The sequence below is a fragment of the Ventosimonas gracilis genome (assembly GCF_001580025.1).
GTDB classification, from domain to species: Bacteria; Pseudomonadota; Gammaproteobacteria; order Pseudomonadales; family Pseudomonadaceae; genus Ventosimonas; species Ventosimonas gracilis.
In genome coordinates this window covers 1-14,050 of record NZ_LSZO01000036.1, presented here as the reverse complement: position 1 = coordinate 14,050, position 14,050 = coordinate 1, and the positions used below count along the sequence as shown (strand labels likewise).

General features: G+C 55.9%; 13 protein-coding genes and 1 pseudogene. 13 read left to right on the top strand and 1 reads right to left on the bottom strand.

Annotated features, from left to right (window positions below; all coding sequences use genetic code 11):
* Positions 1-258 precede the first annotated feature (258 nt).
* The 6 genes from rho to AXE65_RS01890 all read left to right on the top strand — a co-directional run bounded on the left by rho (position 259) and on the right by AXE65_RS01890 (position 5,910).
* Positions 259-1,527, top strand: coding sequence for a transcription termination factor Rho (gene rho / locus AXE65_RS01915; RefSeq protein ID WP_068387266.1), 1,269 nt, complete (start codon positions 259-261; stop codon positions 1,525-1,527).
* A gap of 11 nt (positions 1,528-1,538) precedes the next feature.
* Positions 1,539-3,005: a 4-hydroxy-3-polyprenylbenzoate decarboxylase gene (gene ubiD, locus AXE65_RS01910; RefSeq protein ID WP_068387262.1), complete on the top strand. Its 1,467-nt coding sequence runs from the start codon at positions 1,539-1,541 to the stop codon at positions 3,003-3,005.
* A gap of 1 nt (position 3,006) precedes the next feature.
* Positions 3,007-3,987, top strand: coding sequence for a 2Fe-2S iron-sulfur cluster-binding protein (locus AXE65_RS01905; protein ID WP_068387272.1), 981 nt, complete (start codon positions 3,007-3,009; stop codon positions 3,985-3,987).
* Positions 3,953-4,300: a BrnT family toxin gene (locus tag AXE65_RS01900; RefSeq protein ID WP_079214001.1), complete on the top strand. Its 348-nt coding sequence runs from the start codon at positions 3,953-3,955 to the stop codon at positions 4,298-4,300. The genes AXE65_RS01905 and AXE65_RS01900 overlap by 35 nt, the downstream gene beginning before the upstream one ends.
* A complete protein-coding gene (locus AXE65_RS01895; RefSeq protein ID WP_068387256.1) occupies positions 4,284-4,550 on the top strand; it encodes a BrnA antitoxin family protein in 267 nt (88 codons plus the stop codon). Before AXE65_RS01900 ends, AXE65_RS01895 begins: the two co-directional genes overlap by 17 nt.
* A 220-nt stretch (positions 4,551-4,770) precedes the next feature.
* On the top strand, positions 4,771-5,910 hold the full coding sequence (locus tag AXE65_RS01890) for a glycerate kinase (protein WP_068387253.1): 1,140 nt from the start codon (positions 4,771-4,773) through the stop codon (positions 5,908-5,910).
* A gap of 424 nt (positions 5,911-6,334) precedes the next feature.
* Here the strand turns inward: AXE65_RS01890 and AXE65_RS14480 are convergent.
* A pseudogene (locus AXE65_RS14480) lies at positions 6,335-6,602 on the bottom strand (two-partner secretion domain-containing protein); the annotation flags it as partial.
* Between the two features lie 168 nt (positions 6,603-6,770).
* Here AXE65_RS14480 and ribA point away from each other — a divergent pair.
* The 7 genes from ribA (at position 6,771) to AXE65_RS01845 (ending at position 13,904) form a co-directional block, all read left to right on the top strand.
* The gene (gene ribA / locus AXE65_RS01880; protein ID WP_068387247.1) at positions 6,771-7,388 is read left to right on the top strand and encodes a GTP cyclohydrolase II; all 618 of its coding nucleotides are present in this window, start codon (positions 6,771-6,773) and stop codon (positions 7,386-7,388) included.
* Positions 7,389-7,824: 436 nt separating this feature from the next.
* Positions 7,825-8,049: a BolA family protein gene (locus AXE65_RS01870; protein ID WP_068387241.1), complete on the top strand. Its 225-nt coding sequence runs from the start codon at positions 7,825-7,827 to the stop codon at positions 8,047-8,049.
* Positions 8,049-9,314 carry a UDP-N-acetylglucosamine 1-carboxyvinyltransferase gene (gene murA / locus AXE65_RS01865; protein ID WP_068387238.1) on the top strand — a complete coding sequence of 422 codons (1,266 nt, stop codon included), beginning with the start codon at positions 8,049-8,051 and terminating at the stop codon, positions 9,312-9,314. Before AXE65_RS01870 ends, murA begins: the two co-directional genes overlap by 1 nt.
* 50 nt (positions 9,315-9,364) lie before the next feature.
* Positions 9,365-10,006 carry an ATP phosphoribosyltransferase gene (gene hisG, locus AXE65_RS01860; protein WP_068387235.1) on the top strand — a complete coding sequence of 214 codons (642 nt, stop codon included), beginning with the start codon at positions 9,365-9,367 and terminating at the stop codon, positions 10,004-10,006.
* Complete coding sequence (hisD, locus tag AXE65_RS01855; protein WP_068387232.1) at positions 10,003-11,304, top strand: histidinol dehydrogenase; 1,302 nt, start codon at positions 10,003-10,005, stop codon at positions 11,302-11,304. Before hisG ends, hisD begins: the two co-directional genes overlap by 4 nt.
* 13 nt (positions 11,305-11,317) lie before the next feature.
* Positions 11,318-12,385 carry a histidinol-phosphate transaminase gene (hisC, locus tag AXE65_RS01850; protein WP_068387229.1) on the top strand — a complete coding sequence of 356 codons (1,068 nt, stop codon included), beginning with the start codon at positions 11,318-11,320 and terminating at the stop codon, positions 12,383-12,385.
* A gap of 46 nt (positions 12,386-12,431) precedes the next feature.
* Entirely contained in the window at positions 12,432-13,904 is a 1,473-nt protein-coding gene (locus tag AXE65_RS01845) for a glyceraldehyde-3-phosphate dehydrogenase (RefSeq protein WP_193393229.1), read from the top strand.
* Positions 13,905-14,050: the final 146 nt, after the last annotated feature.

Sequence of the window (14,050 nt, the reverse complement as noted above, 5' to 3'; positions counted from 1 at the left end):
TGCTCGTCGTTCATTTGCATGAGCAAATTTCTCTTCTCGCGCCTTGCTGCGCGCAAAATCTGGCTCCGTCGCGGCCACGTTTGAAGCGGGGACAGACCCCAGGACTGGACGCATTCGCCGCAGGCTGCTAAATTCGCACCTTGATGGCATTTCTGCCGCGCGCCTTTATCTGAAAAAACATAACTTCCCGCCTCTACGCGTATCCCGCCAGATAAGCCTCTGGCATTTAAGCTTCTTTTCCAATCCTCTGCTACTTCTATGAACCTGACTGAACTTAAGCGAAAGCCGATTACTGAACTGCTCGAACTCGCCGAACAAATGGGCATTGAAAACATGGCGCGTTCGCGCAAACAGGATGTTATCTTTGCCTTGCTCAAGCGCCATGCCAAAAGTGGTGAAGAGATTTCCGGTGATGGCGTATTGGAAATCTTACAGGACGGTTTTGGCTTTTTACGCTCGGCGGATTCTTCTTATTTGGCAGGCCCCGATGATATTTATGTCTCGCCCAGCCAAATCCGCCGCTTTAATCTGCGCACTGGCGATACCATCGTCGGCAAAATCCGCCCGCCGAAAGAGGGTGAGCGTTATTTTGCTCTGCTTAAAGTCGATACCATTAACTTCGACCGGCCGGAAAACGCCCGCACCAAAGTATTGTTTGAAAACCTGACGCCGCTATTTCCCGATAAACGCTTGGTGATGGAAGCCGGTAACGGCACCACCGAAGATATTACCGGTCGTATTATTGATTTATGCGCACCCATCGGCAAAGGTCAACGCGGGTTGATTGTCGCCCCGCCGAAAGCCGGTAAAACCATTATGCTGCAAAATATTGCGGCCAATATTACGCGCAATAATCCAGACTGCTATTTAATTGTGCTGCTGATTGACGAGCGCCCGGAAGAAGTCACCGAAATGCAGCGCACCGTGCGCGGTGAAGTGGTTGCCTCGACCTTTGACGAGCCGCCCGTGCGCCATGTGCAAGTCGCCGAAATGGTGATTGAAAAAGCCAAGCGGCTGGTCGAGCATAAACGCGACGTGGTGATTTTGCTCGATTCCATTACCCGTTTGGCGCGTGCTTACAACACCGTTATCCCCAGTTCCGGCAAAGTATTAACCGGCGGTGTTGATGCGCATGCCTTGGAAAAACCCAAACGCTTTTTCGGTGCCGCGCGCAATATTGAAGAAGGCGGCAGCTTAACCATTTTGGCGACCGCGTTAATTGAAACCGGCTCGAAAATGGATGAAGTGATTTATGAAGAGTTTAAAGGCACCGGTAATTTGGAATTGATATTGGATAGGCGCGTCGCCGAGAAGCGCGTATTCCCCGCCATCAATATCAACCGCTCCGGCACTCGCCGCGAAGAACTGTTAACCGCCGAAGATGAATTGCAGCGCATGTGGATTTTGCGCAAGCTATTGCATCCGATGGATGAAATGGCGGCGATTGAGTTTCTTATCGATAAACTTAAAACCACCAAAACCAATGACGAATTTTTTGCTTCCATGCGCCGTAAGCAATCGTCTTAAAAGGTAGAAGCATGCAGTACCGCGACCTGCGTGATTTTATCCGCGCACTTGAACAACGCGGCGCGTTAAAGCGTATTCAAACGCCTGTTTCGCCGTCTCTGGAAATCACCGAGATTTGCGACCGCACTTTGCGCCGAGGGGGCCCTGCACTGTTATTTGAACAGCCTGCCGGTTTTGACATGCCGCTTTTAGGCAATCTATTTGGCACCACCGAGCGGGTCGCCCTTGGTATGGGGGCCACTGATATTTCGGCGCTGCGCGACATCGGCAAACTGCTCGCGCAACTGAAAGAACCCGAACCACCCAAGGGTTTAAAGGATGCCTTCAGCAAGCTGCCGCTGCTTAAAAAAGTGCTCAGCATGTCGCCCAAGCTGATTAAAGACGCGCCTTGCCAAGCGCTGGTGATGGAAGGCGAGGCGGTCGATTTGAGCCAATTGCCGGTGCAAACCTGCTGGCCGGGTGACGTCGCCCCGCTCATCACTTGGGGGCTTACCATCACTAAAGGCCCGCATAAAGCGCGGCAGAATTTGGGCATTTACCGCCAACAAGTGATTGGCCGCAACAAACTGATTATGCGCTGGCTAAGCCATCGCGGCGGGGCGCTGGATTTTCGTGATTGGTGCCTTGCCCATCCCGGCCAGCCTTATCCCGTTTGCGTGGCCTTGGGCGCAGACCCGGCAACCATTTTGGCCGCCGTTACGCCAGTGCCGGATGCGCTTTCTGAATACGCCTTTGCCGGCCTGTTGCGTGGCCACAAGACCGAACTGGTCAAAGCCAAAGGCTGCGATTTGCAAGTGCCAGCCAGTGCAGAAATCGTCCTCGAAGGCGTGATTGTTCCCGGGGAAACCGCGCCAGAAGGCCCCTACGGCGACCATACCGGCTATTACAACGAGGTCGAGCAATTTCCTGTGTTTACCGTGCAGCGCATCACCATGCGCGAAAAACCGATTTATCACTCCACCTACACCGGTCGCCCGCCGGATGAACCGGCCATGCTGGGACTGGCGCTAAACGAAGTGTTTATCCCCATTTTGCAAAAGCAATTCCCAGAAATTACCGACTTCTACCTGCCGCCGGAAGGCTGCTCCTATCGACTGGCTGTGGTGACCATCAAAAAGCAGTACCCCGGCCATGCCAAGCGGGTGATGCTGGGAGTTTGGTCGTTTCTGCGCCAGTTTATGTACACCAAGTTCGTTATCGTCACCGATGACGACATTAACGCGCGAGATTGGCAGGACGTGATTTGGGCGCTGACTACGCGCATGGACCCTAAACGCGATACCGTGCTGATTGATAACACACCTATTGATTATCTGGACTTTGCCTCGCAGGTTTCCGGCCTTGGCTCAAAAATGGGTCTTGATGCCACGCACAAATGGCCGGGGGAAACCACGCGCGAATGGGGTCGCCCGATAGTGCCCGATGCCGCCGTTAAAGCGCGTATTGACGCACTCTGGGATACCCTCGGGATTGATTAAGGTGCGCACCGTTACCTTGCAGCCGCTGGGCGCGGTGCTTTCTGTGCAGCCTAATGAACGCATTTTGCAGGCGGCCTGTCGCTTAGGTTTTCATCCGCCGCAAAGTTGCCGCAACGGCGCATGCCATATCTGCGCGGCCACTTTGCTTAGCGGGCAAGTCAAGCAGCAGGGGCAAATCTTGGCCGAAGGCGAAATCTTCACCTGCCTCGCCGAACCGCTCGCCGACTGCACCTTGCACTGGGAAGCGGTACTGACCGCGGGCGAATTACCAAGGAGGCGCATAGCTTGTCAGTTAGTGGACTGCACCGATAGCGGCGCGGATGTTTTTCGCGTTCTTTTGCGTGCGCCCGCTGGCGCAAAAATCCGCTACCACGCCGGACAATATCTGCGCATTGAACGCGATAACGGCGAAAGCCGCGCCTTTTCTATCGCCTCCACGCCGGATTGTGGCCGCGAACTGGAACTGCACATTCTGGCGCGTGAACAAAGCGCTAAAGATCTGCTCACGCAGTTGCAGCGCGAACGCCTCGCCCGTGTTGAACTGCCGTTTGGCAATGCTCATCTCGCCCAGTTGCCAGGCCGCCCGCTACTGCTGATTGCCGCCGGAACCGGCATGGCGCAGATGCAAAGCCTGGTGGATAGCTGCCTGCTGCGCGGCTTTAATTACCCCATCTACCTCTACTGGGGCGCACGCCTTGCGACAGACTTCTACCACTTGCCACATTGGGACGACTGGCAGCAGGCAAAAAATATCCATCTTTGCCAAGTGGTTAGCGAGGACAATGACTGGCAAGGACGGCGCGGACTGCTGCACCAAGCGGTCTGCGCCGATTTTCGCGGGCAGCTTAAAAAGCTGCAAACCCATATTTGCGGCTCACCGGAAATGGTCTATGCCACCTGTGACGCGCTGATCGCCGCTGGCATGGCGCAAAGCCAGATGCACGCCGATGTCTTCAGCTACGCGCCGCGTCAAGAGGATTGACGCCACTGTAAATTGTTATTACAATTTGTTCGTAGAAATTGACTATGACCCGAAAAAGAACGCTACCAACATTGAGGAGCGCGGCTTGCCTTTTGATAAGGCGCGTGAACTTGATTTTGATAATGCCGTGACCTTTCAAGACACGCGCAAAGTCTATCCAGAGGTGCGCTATGTCTCTCTGTCCATGCTAGGGACGCGCCTGCATGTACTGTGTTTTACGCCGATTGAAGGCGGTATTCGGGTCATTAGCTTCCGCAAGGCCAACCCCAGAGAGGTAAAACGTTATGAACGCGCACATGCCATTAACGGATGATGAGGGCGAGGTTCGCGAATTAACCGCTGCCGATATGGCGCTGTTTCGTCCCGCGCATGAGGTGCTGCCCGCCGATTTACAAAAGGTGCTGGGCATGCGTCGCCGTGGTGCGCAGAAAGCGCCCGTCAAAGCCGCAACCACTATCCGCCTATCGCAAAAGGTGCTGGATGCTTTCAAAGCAACCGGCAAAGGCTGGCAAACGCGTATTGATAACCTACTGCTGGAGGCCGTGGAGCAAGGGCGGGTTTGACAGCGCATGATTCAGTCGCCTGCTCTTCAAGCGCCGCCAAACGTTGCGCTCCCGCGCCCCTCCAATACACGCAAGTGTTTAATAAAGGCGCTCCATCAAAAACCGCTACAGCGGCAAAGCGGCCTTTATTATTAGGGAGGCGCTCAAATAGCGCCCATTTATCGGCGATGACCGCCATATAAAACCGGCCACATTCCCCCCCCTGCGTTAATCTTAAAAAATGAAAATCCTGATTGCTCCGGACGCCTTCAAACACAGCCTAAGCGCTGCTGAAGCGGCGCAGGCAATGGCATGTGGCATAAGAGCGGTGCTGCCCAATGCCGAACTGATCTTAAAACCAATGGCCGACGGCGGCGAAGGCACGCTGGACGTGCTGCTCGCAGCAACTGGTGCCGCGCCCAGGCAAAGTACGGTACAAGACCCGCTGGGACGCAACATCAGCGCCCGCTGGGGCTGGCTGGCCGAAAGCCAAACCGCGCTGCTCGAACTTGCCGAAGCCTGCGGCCTCATGCGGCTTAAACCGGGCGAACGTGATGCCTGCCACGCCAGCTCCTTCGGCTGCGGCGAACTCATACGCGCGGCGCTGGATGCCGGTGCCAGGCACATTATTCTGGGCATTGGCGGCAGCGCCTGTGTCGATGGCGGCAGTGGCCTGCTACAAGCCTTGGGCGCACGCCTTTTAACCGCACAAGGCAAACCCATTGCTCAAGGCGGCGCGGGACTGGCTGAGCTTGCCCATATCCATCTTGCCGATCTGGATGCAAGACTTAAGCAAGTGACGATCGAAGTGCTCTGCGATGTTGATAATCCACTGTGCGGCGCACAAGGCGCAGCCACCGTATTCGCCCCACAAAAAGGCGCAAACGCCGAACAAGTCGCAAGGCTTGAAGCCGCCCTTTCACACTTTGCTGAACTTACAGAAAGCGTTCTTGGCGAAGATTTCAGCATCCGCCCCGGCAGCGGCGCGGCAGGTGGTGCAGGCTTTGCCCTGCAAGCCTTTTTATCGGCGAAAATCGTACCGGGCGCTGCGAAGACTGCCGAAATCATCCATCTGGATAAAGCCATGCAGCACTGCGATTTAGTTATCAGCGGCGAAGGCTGCCTGGATGCACAAACCCTGCACGGCAAAACCCTATCCGGCGTACTGCAAATCGCCAGGCGCCAACAAATCCCGGTGATTGCATTGGCCGGAAGCTTGGGCGAAGGCTACCAGGCGCTCTACCACCAAGGCTTAACCGCCGCCTTTAGCTTGGTAAGCGGCCCGCTCAGCCTGGAACAAGCCTGCCAAAACGCCGCCCAACTACTGCACCAACGCACTCAAGATATAGTGCGCTTATTGTCTTTATTTAAAGCCAGCTAACCCGCCGAAAATACAGCGCACCCTCGTGCTCTTCCAATACTTGCGGGCGTTTTAATCAATGCGCCGCGCAGATTAATCTCAATGGCATTGCCGGATAATTTGCCCTGATAAGCGCCCAGGTCTTCGCTTTTTTGATAGTAGCGCAGGCTGTCAAAACTAAACTTGACAGATACCCAGCAACCTTTTAGATACTTATCTTCAAGGATAAGAACCCTGACGCTTCGGGGCATTCACCCACAATCGGATAACAGGACAACACTGATGTCTTCTGCCAACACTCATGAAGATTACCTTTTAGGCCAGAGATACGAGACGGAGACGGCGTTTCTCAAGATTACACACGGGCTTTTGAGCTGTACGCCAAAGCCGCAGAATACGTGCATCCACGCCCCGCTGTCGATTAAAATATTGCCACCATTAACGGAATAAGCCTTAATGCCTCACAAGTAATGCCATGCGGATTAGCCATAATCACCGATGCCGAAGAACCGGCGACTTCGGTATAACCTTTTAAAAGACTGCGATGACTGCCAGTAACTTCATTTAACATATCGCCAGCCGCACGGCCATTTAAATTGGCGTTACCCTGAATATAACCGCCGACTCGGTGGCTTGCAGTTTATGAGTGGAAGTATTAAGCATTAACCCGCGCGAACCGACGTTATAGTCATAAACTTATTATGCGAAAGCCCGCAATACTCAGCAACGGATTTAATGGCATTACCGCAGAAAGCAACTGCGCAAGCGATTTAAACCACAGGCGGCGGGTAAAGCCCGTGATGAACGGATAAGTTCCTGGTAATTCCAGCAAACCACCCTGCTACAATGCCACCCCTTTGGCTTAAAGGCAGAAACGCCCAGTGACCTTGGATTTTATTGCCGCTTCCAAACTGCCTACACCTTTTGGCATTTTTGCTATGCATGGTTTTTTCGAGCGCGAGACGGGGCGCGAGCATGTGGCGTTGACCTTGGGCGATGTCCGCAGCGGCGAACCGGTGCTGGCGCGGCTACATTCGGAATGTTTGACCGGTGATGCGCTGTTCAGTCTGCGCTGCGACTGCGGATTTCAGTTGGAAGCGGCGCTGCGAGCCATTGCCGATGAAGGGCGCGGCGTGCTGCTTTATTTGCGGCAAGAAGGGCGCGGCATTGGCCTGCTGAATAAAATCCGCGCCTACGCGCTGCAAGATGAAGGTGCCGATACGGTGGAGGCCAATATAAAGCTGGGGTTTGCCGACGACTTGCGCGACTACGCGCTGTGCCAGCCGATGCTGGCGCACCTTGGCATCAAGGCGCTCAAATTGATGACCAATAATCCACGCAAGGTCAAAGCATTGCAGGATTTGGGTATTCGCGTTGCACAGCGCGTTCCGTTGGAACACGGACTTAATCCACACAATCTGCATTATTTAAAGACCAAGGCGGGCAAGCTCGGCCATATGCTGGGGCTGCTGCATCAAGGCGAAGAAAGTAAGGATTAATTAACGGAAGACCGCCCGCCTCGCCTTAAAAAAATAGCACTCTGTTAAACGTCCCTCTTCCATCAATGAGGGAGGGCAGAAAATGCCCGTATTGATGGGTCTGCTCCCGCTTCAAACGTGGCCGCGACGGAGGCAGATTTTTCGCGCAGTAAGGCGCGAGAAGCGAAGTTTGCTCATGCAAATGAGCGACGAGCAACGCAGCGGCGCGAAAAATCTGCCCCGTCCCTTCGGGCTGCGCGCAAAATTTCGCCATACGTTGTTGCAGCATTTGCCAAGATTGTACACATTGGCTGCATGCTGCGCCTAGTCTGGCGAAATTTTGAGCAGCAGCGCGGCTCGCGTTTGAAACGGGAACAGACCCTAGAAAGGGTGCTCAACACAGCCCGCTGCCTTTTTTGTATGATGCAGCGCTTTATTGCCGGTTAAGCCCATTCCCATGCAAGCAGCGCAAGTAAAAGCCTTTCTCGAAGCACAGATGAACGGCGTTAAGGTTGAGGTTCAAGGCGAAGGCTGTAATTTCGAGTTGACTTTAAAAAGCGACGAACTCGCCGCCCTGTCACCGGTCAAGCGCCAGCAGCGCGTTTATAGCCATTTAAACCCGTGGATTGCCGATGGCAGCATCCACGCCGTGACCATGAAATTTCTGCCTGGGCAAAGCTGATGGATAAACTGATTATCAGCGGCGGCAAGCGGCTTTCCGGCGAAATCCGCATATCCGGTGCGAAGAACTCGGCGCTGCCGATTTTGGCAGCGACCTTGCTCGCCGATGAACCGGTCACGGTCTGCAATCTGCCGCACCTGCACGACATCACTACCATGCTTGAGCTGTTTGGCCGTATGGGCATTGAGCCGATCATTGATGAAAAGCTCAGCGTCGAGGTTAACTCCAACCATATCAAAACCTTGGTGGCACCCTACGAATTGGTCAAAACCATGCGCGCCTCGATTTTGGTGTTAGGCCCCATGGTCGCGCGTTTTGGCGAGGCGGAAGTGGCACTGCCCGGCGGCTGCGCGATTGGCTCGCGTCCGGTGGATTTACATATCCGCGGACTGCAAGCACTCGGCGCCACGATTGAAGTCGACAGCGGCTATATCAAAGCCAAAGCGCCGCCCGGCGGACTGCGCGGGGCACGTTACTGGTTTGATACCGTTAGCGTCACCGGTACCGAAAACATCCTGATGGCCGCCGTGCTCGCCAAAGGGCGCAGCGTGTTGGAAAACGCCGCGCGTGAGCCGGAGGTCTCTGACCTTGCCCGCTGCTTGGTGGCCATGGGCGCAAAAATCCAGGGGATTGGCACGGATACGCTGATTGTCGATGGCGTAGAGCGCCTGCACAGCACGCGCTATTCAGTGATGCCGGATCGTATCGAAACCGGCACTTATCTGGTCGCCGCCGCCGCGACCGGCGGGCGCGTCAAGCTCAAAGATACCGCGCCGGATACCTTGGAGGCGGTGCTCGCTAAATTGCAGGAAGCGGGCGCAGAAATAAAAACCGGCGACAACTGGATTAGCCTTGATATGCACGGGCAAAAACCACGTGCCGTAACCTTGCGCACCGCGCCTTATCCAGCGTTCCCGACCGATATGCAAGCACAGTTTATTGCGCTTAACGCCATTGCCGAAGGCACCGGCACGGTGATTGAAACGGTGTTTGAAAACCGTTTTATGCACGTCTACGAAATGCGCCGCATGGGCGCGCAGATTTTGGTCGAAGGCAATACCGCGATAGTCACCGGTGTGCCACAACTGAAAGCCGCGCCAGTGATGGCAACCGATTTACGCGCTTCGGCCAGCCTTGTGATTGCCGCACTGGTTGCCGAAGGCGATACGGTCATTGAGCGCATTTACCATATCGACCGCGGCTATCAGTGCATTGAAGAAAAACTGCAACTGCTCGGCGCAAAAATCCGCCGCGTACCTTCTTGAGTGCTTGTTATGTGCTTATTCGAAGCCCCTCTCCTAGGGGATAAATACCCATGCTAACCATTGCGCTATCCAAGGGACGCATTCTGGATGAAACCCTGCCGCTGCTGGCGCAAGCGGGCATTGTCCCCAAAGAACACCCCGAACAAAGCCGCAAGCTGATTATCGAAACCGAGCAAGGGCATGTGCGCCTGCTGATTGTCCGCGCCAGCGACGTGCCGACTTACGTCGAACAGGGCGCGGCGGATCTGGGCGTGGCCGGTAAAGATGTATTGCTCGAATACGGCGGCCAGCTTTACAGCCCGCTCGACTTAAATATCGCCCGCTGCAAGCTGATGACAGCGGGCGTGCCAGGAAAACCACTACCCGCCGGACGGCTTAAAGTGGCGACCAAGTATGTCAACTTAACGCGCCGTTATTACGCAGAACTTGGGCGACAGGTGGAAATCATCAAACTCTACGGCTCAATGGAACTCGCCCCGCTGGTCGGCCTTGCCGACCGTATTGTCGATGTGGTCGATACCGGCAATACGCTGCGTGCCAATGGGCTGGAGCCGATGGAACTCATCCGCCCGATCAGCGCCCAATTGGTAGTCAATCAAGCGTCCATGAAAATGCAACATGCGCCTATTGACGCACTGATTGAGCGCCTGCGCCTTGCCGTTGCCAAGACCCAAGAGAATGCCTGCCCATGACGCTTTTTATTCGTCGCCTTAACGCCAGCGCTGAAGATTTCCATCAGCAACTGGACAGTCTGCTTGCCTTTGAAGCCGCATTGGATGCGGACTTGGAACGCCGCGTACAGGACATCATCCAAGCGGTACGCCAGCAAGGCGATCACGCCGTGCTGGAATTTACCCGCCGCTTTGACCAGTGCGAGGCCGCCAGCATGGCCGAGCTGGAACGGCCCAAAGCGCGTCTTGAGCAAGCGCTCAATCGCATCAGCCCTGCCGAACGCGAGGCGCTCACGCAAGCCGCGCAGCGCATCCGCAGCTATCACGAAAACCAAAAGCAACTGTCTTGGCGCTATGTGGACGACGATGGCAGTCTGTTCGGCCAACAAGTGACCGCGCTCGACCGCGTGGGGCTTTATGTCCCCGGCGGCAAAGCCTCCTACCCGTCATCCGTGTTGATGAACGCCATTCCGGCCAAAGTCGCGGGCGTTGCGGAACTGATCATGGTCGTCCCTACCCCGCGTGGCGAACACAACGAACTGGTGTTTGCCGCCGCTGCACTTGCCGGAGTAGACCGCGTGTTCTGCATCGGCGGCGCACAGGCCATCGCCGCACTCGCCTACGGCACGCAAAGCATACCCAAGGTGGACAAAATCACCGGCCCCGGCAATAGCTATGTCGCCAGCGCCAAGCGGCAAGTGTTCGGCCAGGTCGGTATCGATATGATTGCAGGACCCTCGGAAATCTTGGTGATTTGTGACGGGCAAACCGATCCCAACTGGATTGCGATGGACTTATTGTCCCAAGCCGAACACGACGAAGACGCACAGGCCATCCTGCTTTGCCCCGATGCAGGCTTCTTGAACCAAGTCGAAGACAGCCTAAAGCGCCTGCTGCCCACCCTTTCGCGCGCCGCCATTGCCAAAACCTCACTTGAAGCACGCGGCGCACTGATAAAGGTGCAAGATTTGTCGCAAGCCTGCGCACTTGCCAATCGCATTGCGCCGGAACATCTGGAACTGTCGCTGGAAAACCCCGAACAGTGGCTGCCCCATATCCGCCATGCGGGTGCCATCTTTTTGGGACGATACACGGCAGAAGCCTTGGGCGACTATATCGCAGGTCCCAATCACGTATTACCCACATCCGGCACGGCGCGGTTTTCCTCTCCGCTGGGCGTATACGATTTTCAAAAGCGCTCGTCCATTATCCAGTGCTCGCCCACTGCCGCCTCGCAATTGGGTAAACTTGCCAGCCTGCTGGCGCGCGGCGAGTCACTGACCGCCCACGCCAGAAGCGCCGAATATCGCATCATTTGAAGGATCGGCTACCTTGAACCCATATTGGAATCCGCTGCTGCACGACTTGGCGCCTTACACCCCAGGCGAGCAGCCCAAGCAGTCGGGATTGATCAAGCTCAACACCAACGAAAACCCCTACGGGCCGTCGCCGCGTGTCTCGGCGGCCATGCAGGCGGAACTTTCCACCAGCTTGCGCCTGTATCCAGACCCCAACAGCCAAAAGCTCAAAGAAGCGATAGTCCACTACTACCGCGCCTTTAAGCTGCGCCCCAATCAGGTGTTTGTCGGTAACGGTTCCGATGAAGTGCTCGCCCACGCCTTCTATGCCCTGCTGGGACACAGCGGCCCGGTGCTGATGCCAGATATAAGCTACAGCTTCTATCCAGTCTGGTGCGCCCTGTACGGTATTGATTACGAACCGGTGCCGCTGGATCAGCATTTCCAAATCAACTTAAGGGACTACTACCGCCCTTGTGGCGGCATTATTTTCGCCAACCCGAACGCACCGACCGGCGGCCTGCTCGGGCTTTCCCTCATCGCCCAACTGCTTGAAGCCAACCCGCACAGCCTATTGGTGCTGGATGAAGCCTATATCGACTTTGGCGGCAAAACCGCTTGCGCGCTGATTAACCAGTACCCTAACTTGCTGGTGGTGCAAACCTTGTCGAAATCCCGCGCACTGGCCGGGCTGCGCGTCGGTTTTGCATTGGGACACCCCGAGTTGATTGAAGCGCTGGAACGGGTGAAAAACAGCTTTAACTCCTATCCGCTAGACCGCCTCGCCAGCGCCGGCGCCATTGCCTCGTTTGAGGATGAAGAATACTTCGCGCAAAACTGCGCCAAGATCGTTCAATCGCGCAAACTGCTCAGCCAGGGGCTGTCCGGCCTTGGCTTTAGAGTGTTGCCGTCGGCGGCCAATTTTGTCTTTGCCACCCATCCAAGGCGTGATGCCGCTTGGCTTGCCGGATGGCTGCGCGAACAGGGCATTTTGGTGCGCCACTTTAAACAGCCGCGTATTGAACAGTTTTTGCGCATCAGCATAGGTACACCGGATCAACAACAGGCGCTCATTACTGCGCTCGCCAGTTTGCCGGACTAACCTTGGCGCGGGCATAATGCTGCCCTGCATGGTTACTCCCCCGCCCATGTCCCTGCTTAAAAAGGTACTCCCCGTGACCGTAAAACCCGATGCCTGCCTTGCCGCGTGGATTGACCGCGAAGCCTTGGCCGAAGAAATGATTCCGCTGATTGGGCAGCTCTACCGCAAACACCAAGTGGTCACGTCCATCTACGGACGCGGCCTGATTGGCCGCTCGCCGATTGCCCTGCTCAAAGCGCACCGATTCGCCCGTCACCGTTTGGGTGATGGGGAACTTGCCATCAGTGACTCCTTCGCCATCCTCAAAACCATGAGCGGCCTTGCCCTCGGCGCGGCTTCGGTTGACTTGGGCAAAATGGTTGCCAAATTCCGCCGTGAAGGAAGCGGGCGCACTCTGGAGCAATTTACCCGTGATGAACTTGCGCCGATCAGCGAAAAACAGCAAGACAACAATCGCCAAGGCACCGATGTCGTGCTCTACGGCTTTGGCCGCATCGGCCGCCTGCTCGCACGCATCCTGATTGAAAAAACCGGCAGCGGTGAAGGTCTCAAACTGCGTGCCATCGTGGTGCGCAAAGGCGCAGAAGGCGACCTGCTCAAACGCGCAAGCCTGTTGCGCCGTGATTCGGTACACGGCCCGTTTAACGGCACGCTGATGGTCGATGAAGCGAACAACTGCCTGATCGCCAACGGCAACCGCATCCAGGTGATTTATTCCGCCGACCCTTCCAGCGTCAACTACCAGCAATACGGAATCGACAACGCGCTACTGGTCGATAACACCGGCAAATGGCGCGACCGCGAAGGCTTATCTCTGCACCTCAATTGCCCGGGCATTGCCCGCGTGCTGCTGACCGCCCCCGGCAAGGGCGACATCAAAAATATCGTGCACGGCATCAATAACCGCGATATTAAAGACGATGACCCGATCATCTCCGCCGCCTCCTGCACCACCAACGCCATAGTGCCGGTACTTAAAGCCATCAACGAGCAATACGGCATTGAAAACGGCCACGTGGAAACCGTGCACGCCTACACCAACGACCAAAACCTGATAGACAACTTCCACAAAGGCAGCCGCCGTGGCCGCAGCGCCCCGCTTAATATGGTCTTGACCGAAACCGGCGCGGCCACTGCGGTTGCCAAAGCGCTGCCGGAACTCGCGGGCAAATTAACCGGCAACGCCATCCGCGTGCCGACACCCAATGTGTCGATGGCGATTTTAAATCTCAACCTGAAAACCGCGAGCACGCGCGACGAAATCAACGAATTTCTACGCCAGACCGCCATGCACTCGGATTTGCACAAGCAAATTGACTACGTCAACTCGCAAGAAGTAGTCTCCAGCGATTTTGTCGGCTCACGCCACGCCGGCGTGGTCGACGCCGGCGCAACCCTGTGCACCGATAAGCGCCTGGTGCTCTACGTCTGGTACGACAACGAATTTGGCTATAGCTGTCAGGTGGTGCGCGTGATGGAAGATATGGCCCGCGTCAATCCTCCCGCTTTTCCCCGCTAGCTTTTACCCTCCCCTCGCTGCTTGCACTTGCAGGCGAGGGGAGAGGGCTATTTAGTTAGGGTCTGCTCCCGCTTCAAACGCGAGCCGCGCTGCTGCTCAAAATTTCGCCAGACTAGGCGCAGCATGCAGCCAATGTGTACAACCTT

Coding starts and splice junctions, on each gene's coding strand:
- hisG (WP_068387235.1), top strand. CDS start 9,365: ATGCTAACCATTGCGCTATCCAAGGGACGCATTCTGGATGAAACCCTG.
- AXE65_RS01890 (WP_068387253.1), top strand. CDS start 4,771: ATGAAAATCCTGATTGCTCCGGACGCCTTCAAACACAGCCTAAGCGCT.
- ubiD (WP_068387262.1), top strand. CDS start 1,539: ATGCAGTACCGCGACCTGCGTGATTTTATCCGCGCACTTGAACAACGC.
- murA (WP_068387238.1), top strand. CDS start 8,049: ATGGATAAACTGATTATCAGCGGCGGCAAGCGGCTTTCCGGCGAAATC.
- hisD (WP_068387232.1), top strand. CDS start 10,003: ATGACGCTTTTTATTCGTCGCCTTAACGCCAGCGCTGAAGATTTCCAT.
- rho (WP_068387266.1), top strand. CDS start 259: ATGAACCTGACTGAACTTAAGCGAAAGCCGATTACTGAACTGCTCGAA.
- AXE65_RS01895 (WP_068387256.1), top strand. CDS start 4,284: ATGCCATTAACGGATGATGAGGGCGAGGTTCGCGAATTAACCGCTGCC.
- AXE65_RS01900 (WP_079214001.1), top strand. CDS start 3,953: ATGTCTTCAGCTACGCGCCGCGTCAAGAGGATTGACGCCACTGTAAAT.
- AXE65_RS01845 (WP_193393229.1), top strand. CDS start 12,432: ATGTCCCTGCTTAAAAAGGTACTCCCCGTGACCGTAAAACCCGATGCC.
- AXE65_RS01870 (WP_068387241.1), top strand. CDS start 7,825: ATGCAAGCAGCGCAAGTAAAAGCCTTTCTCGAAGCACAGATGAACGGC.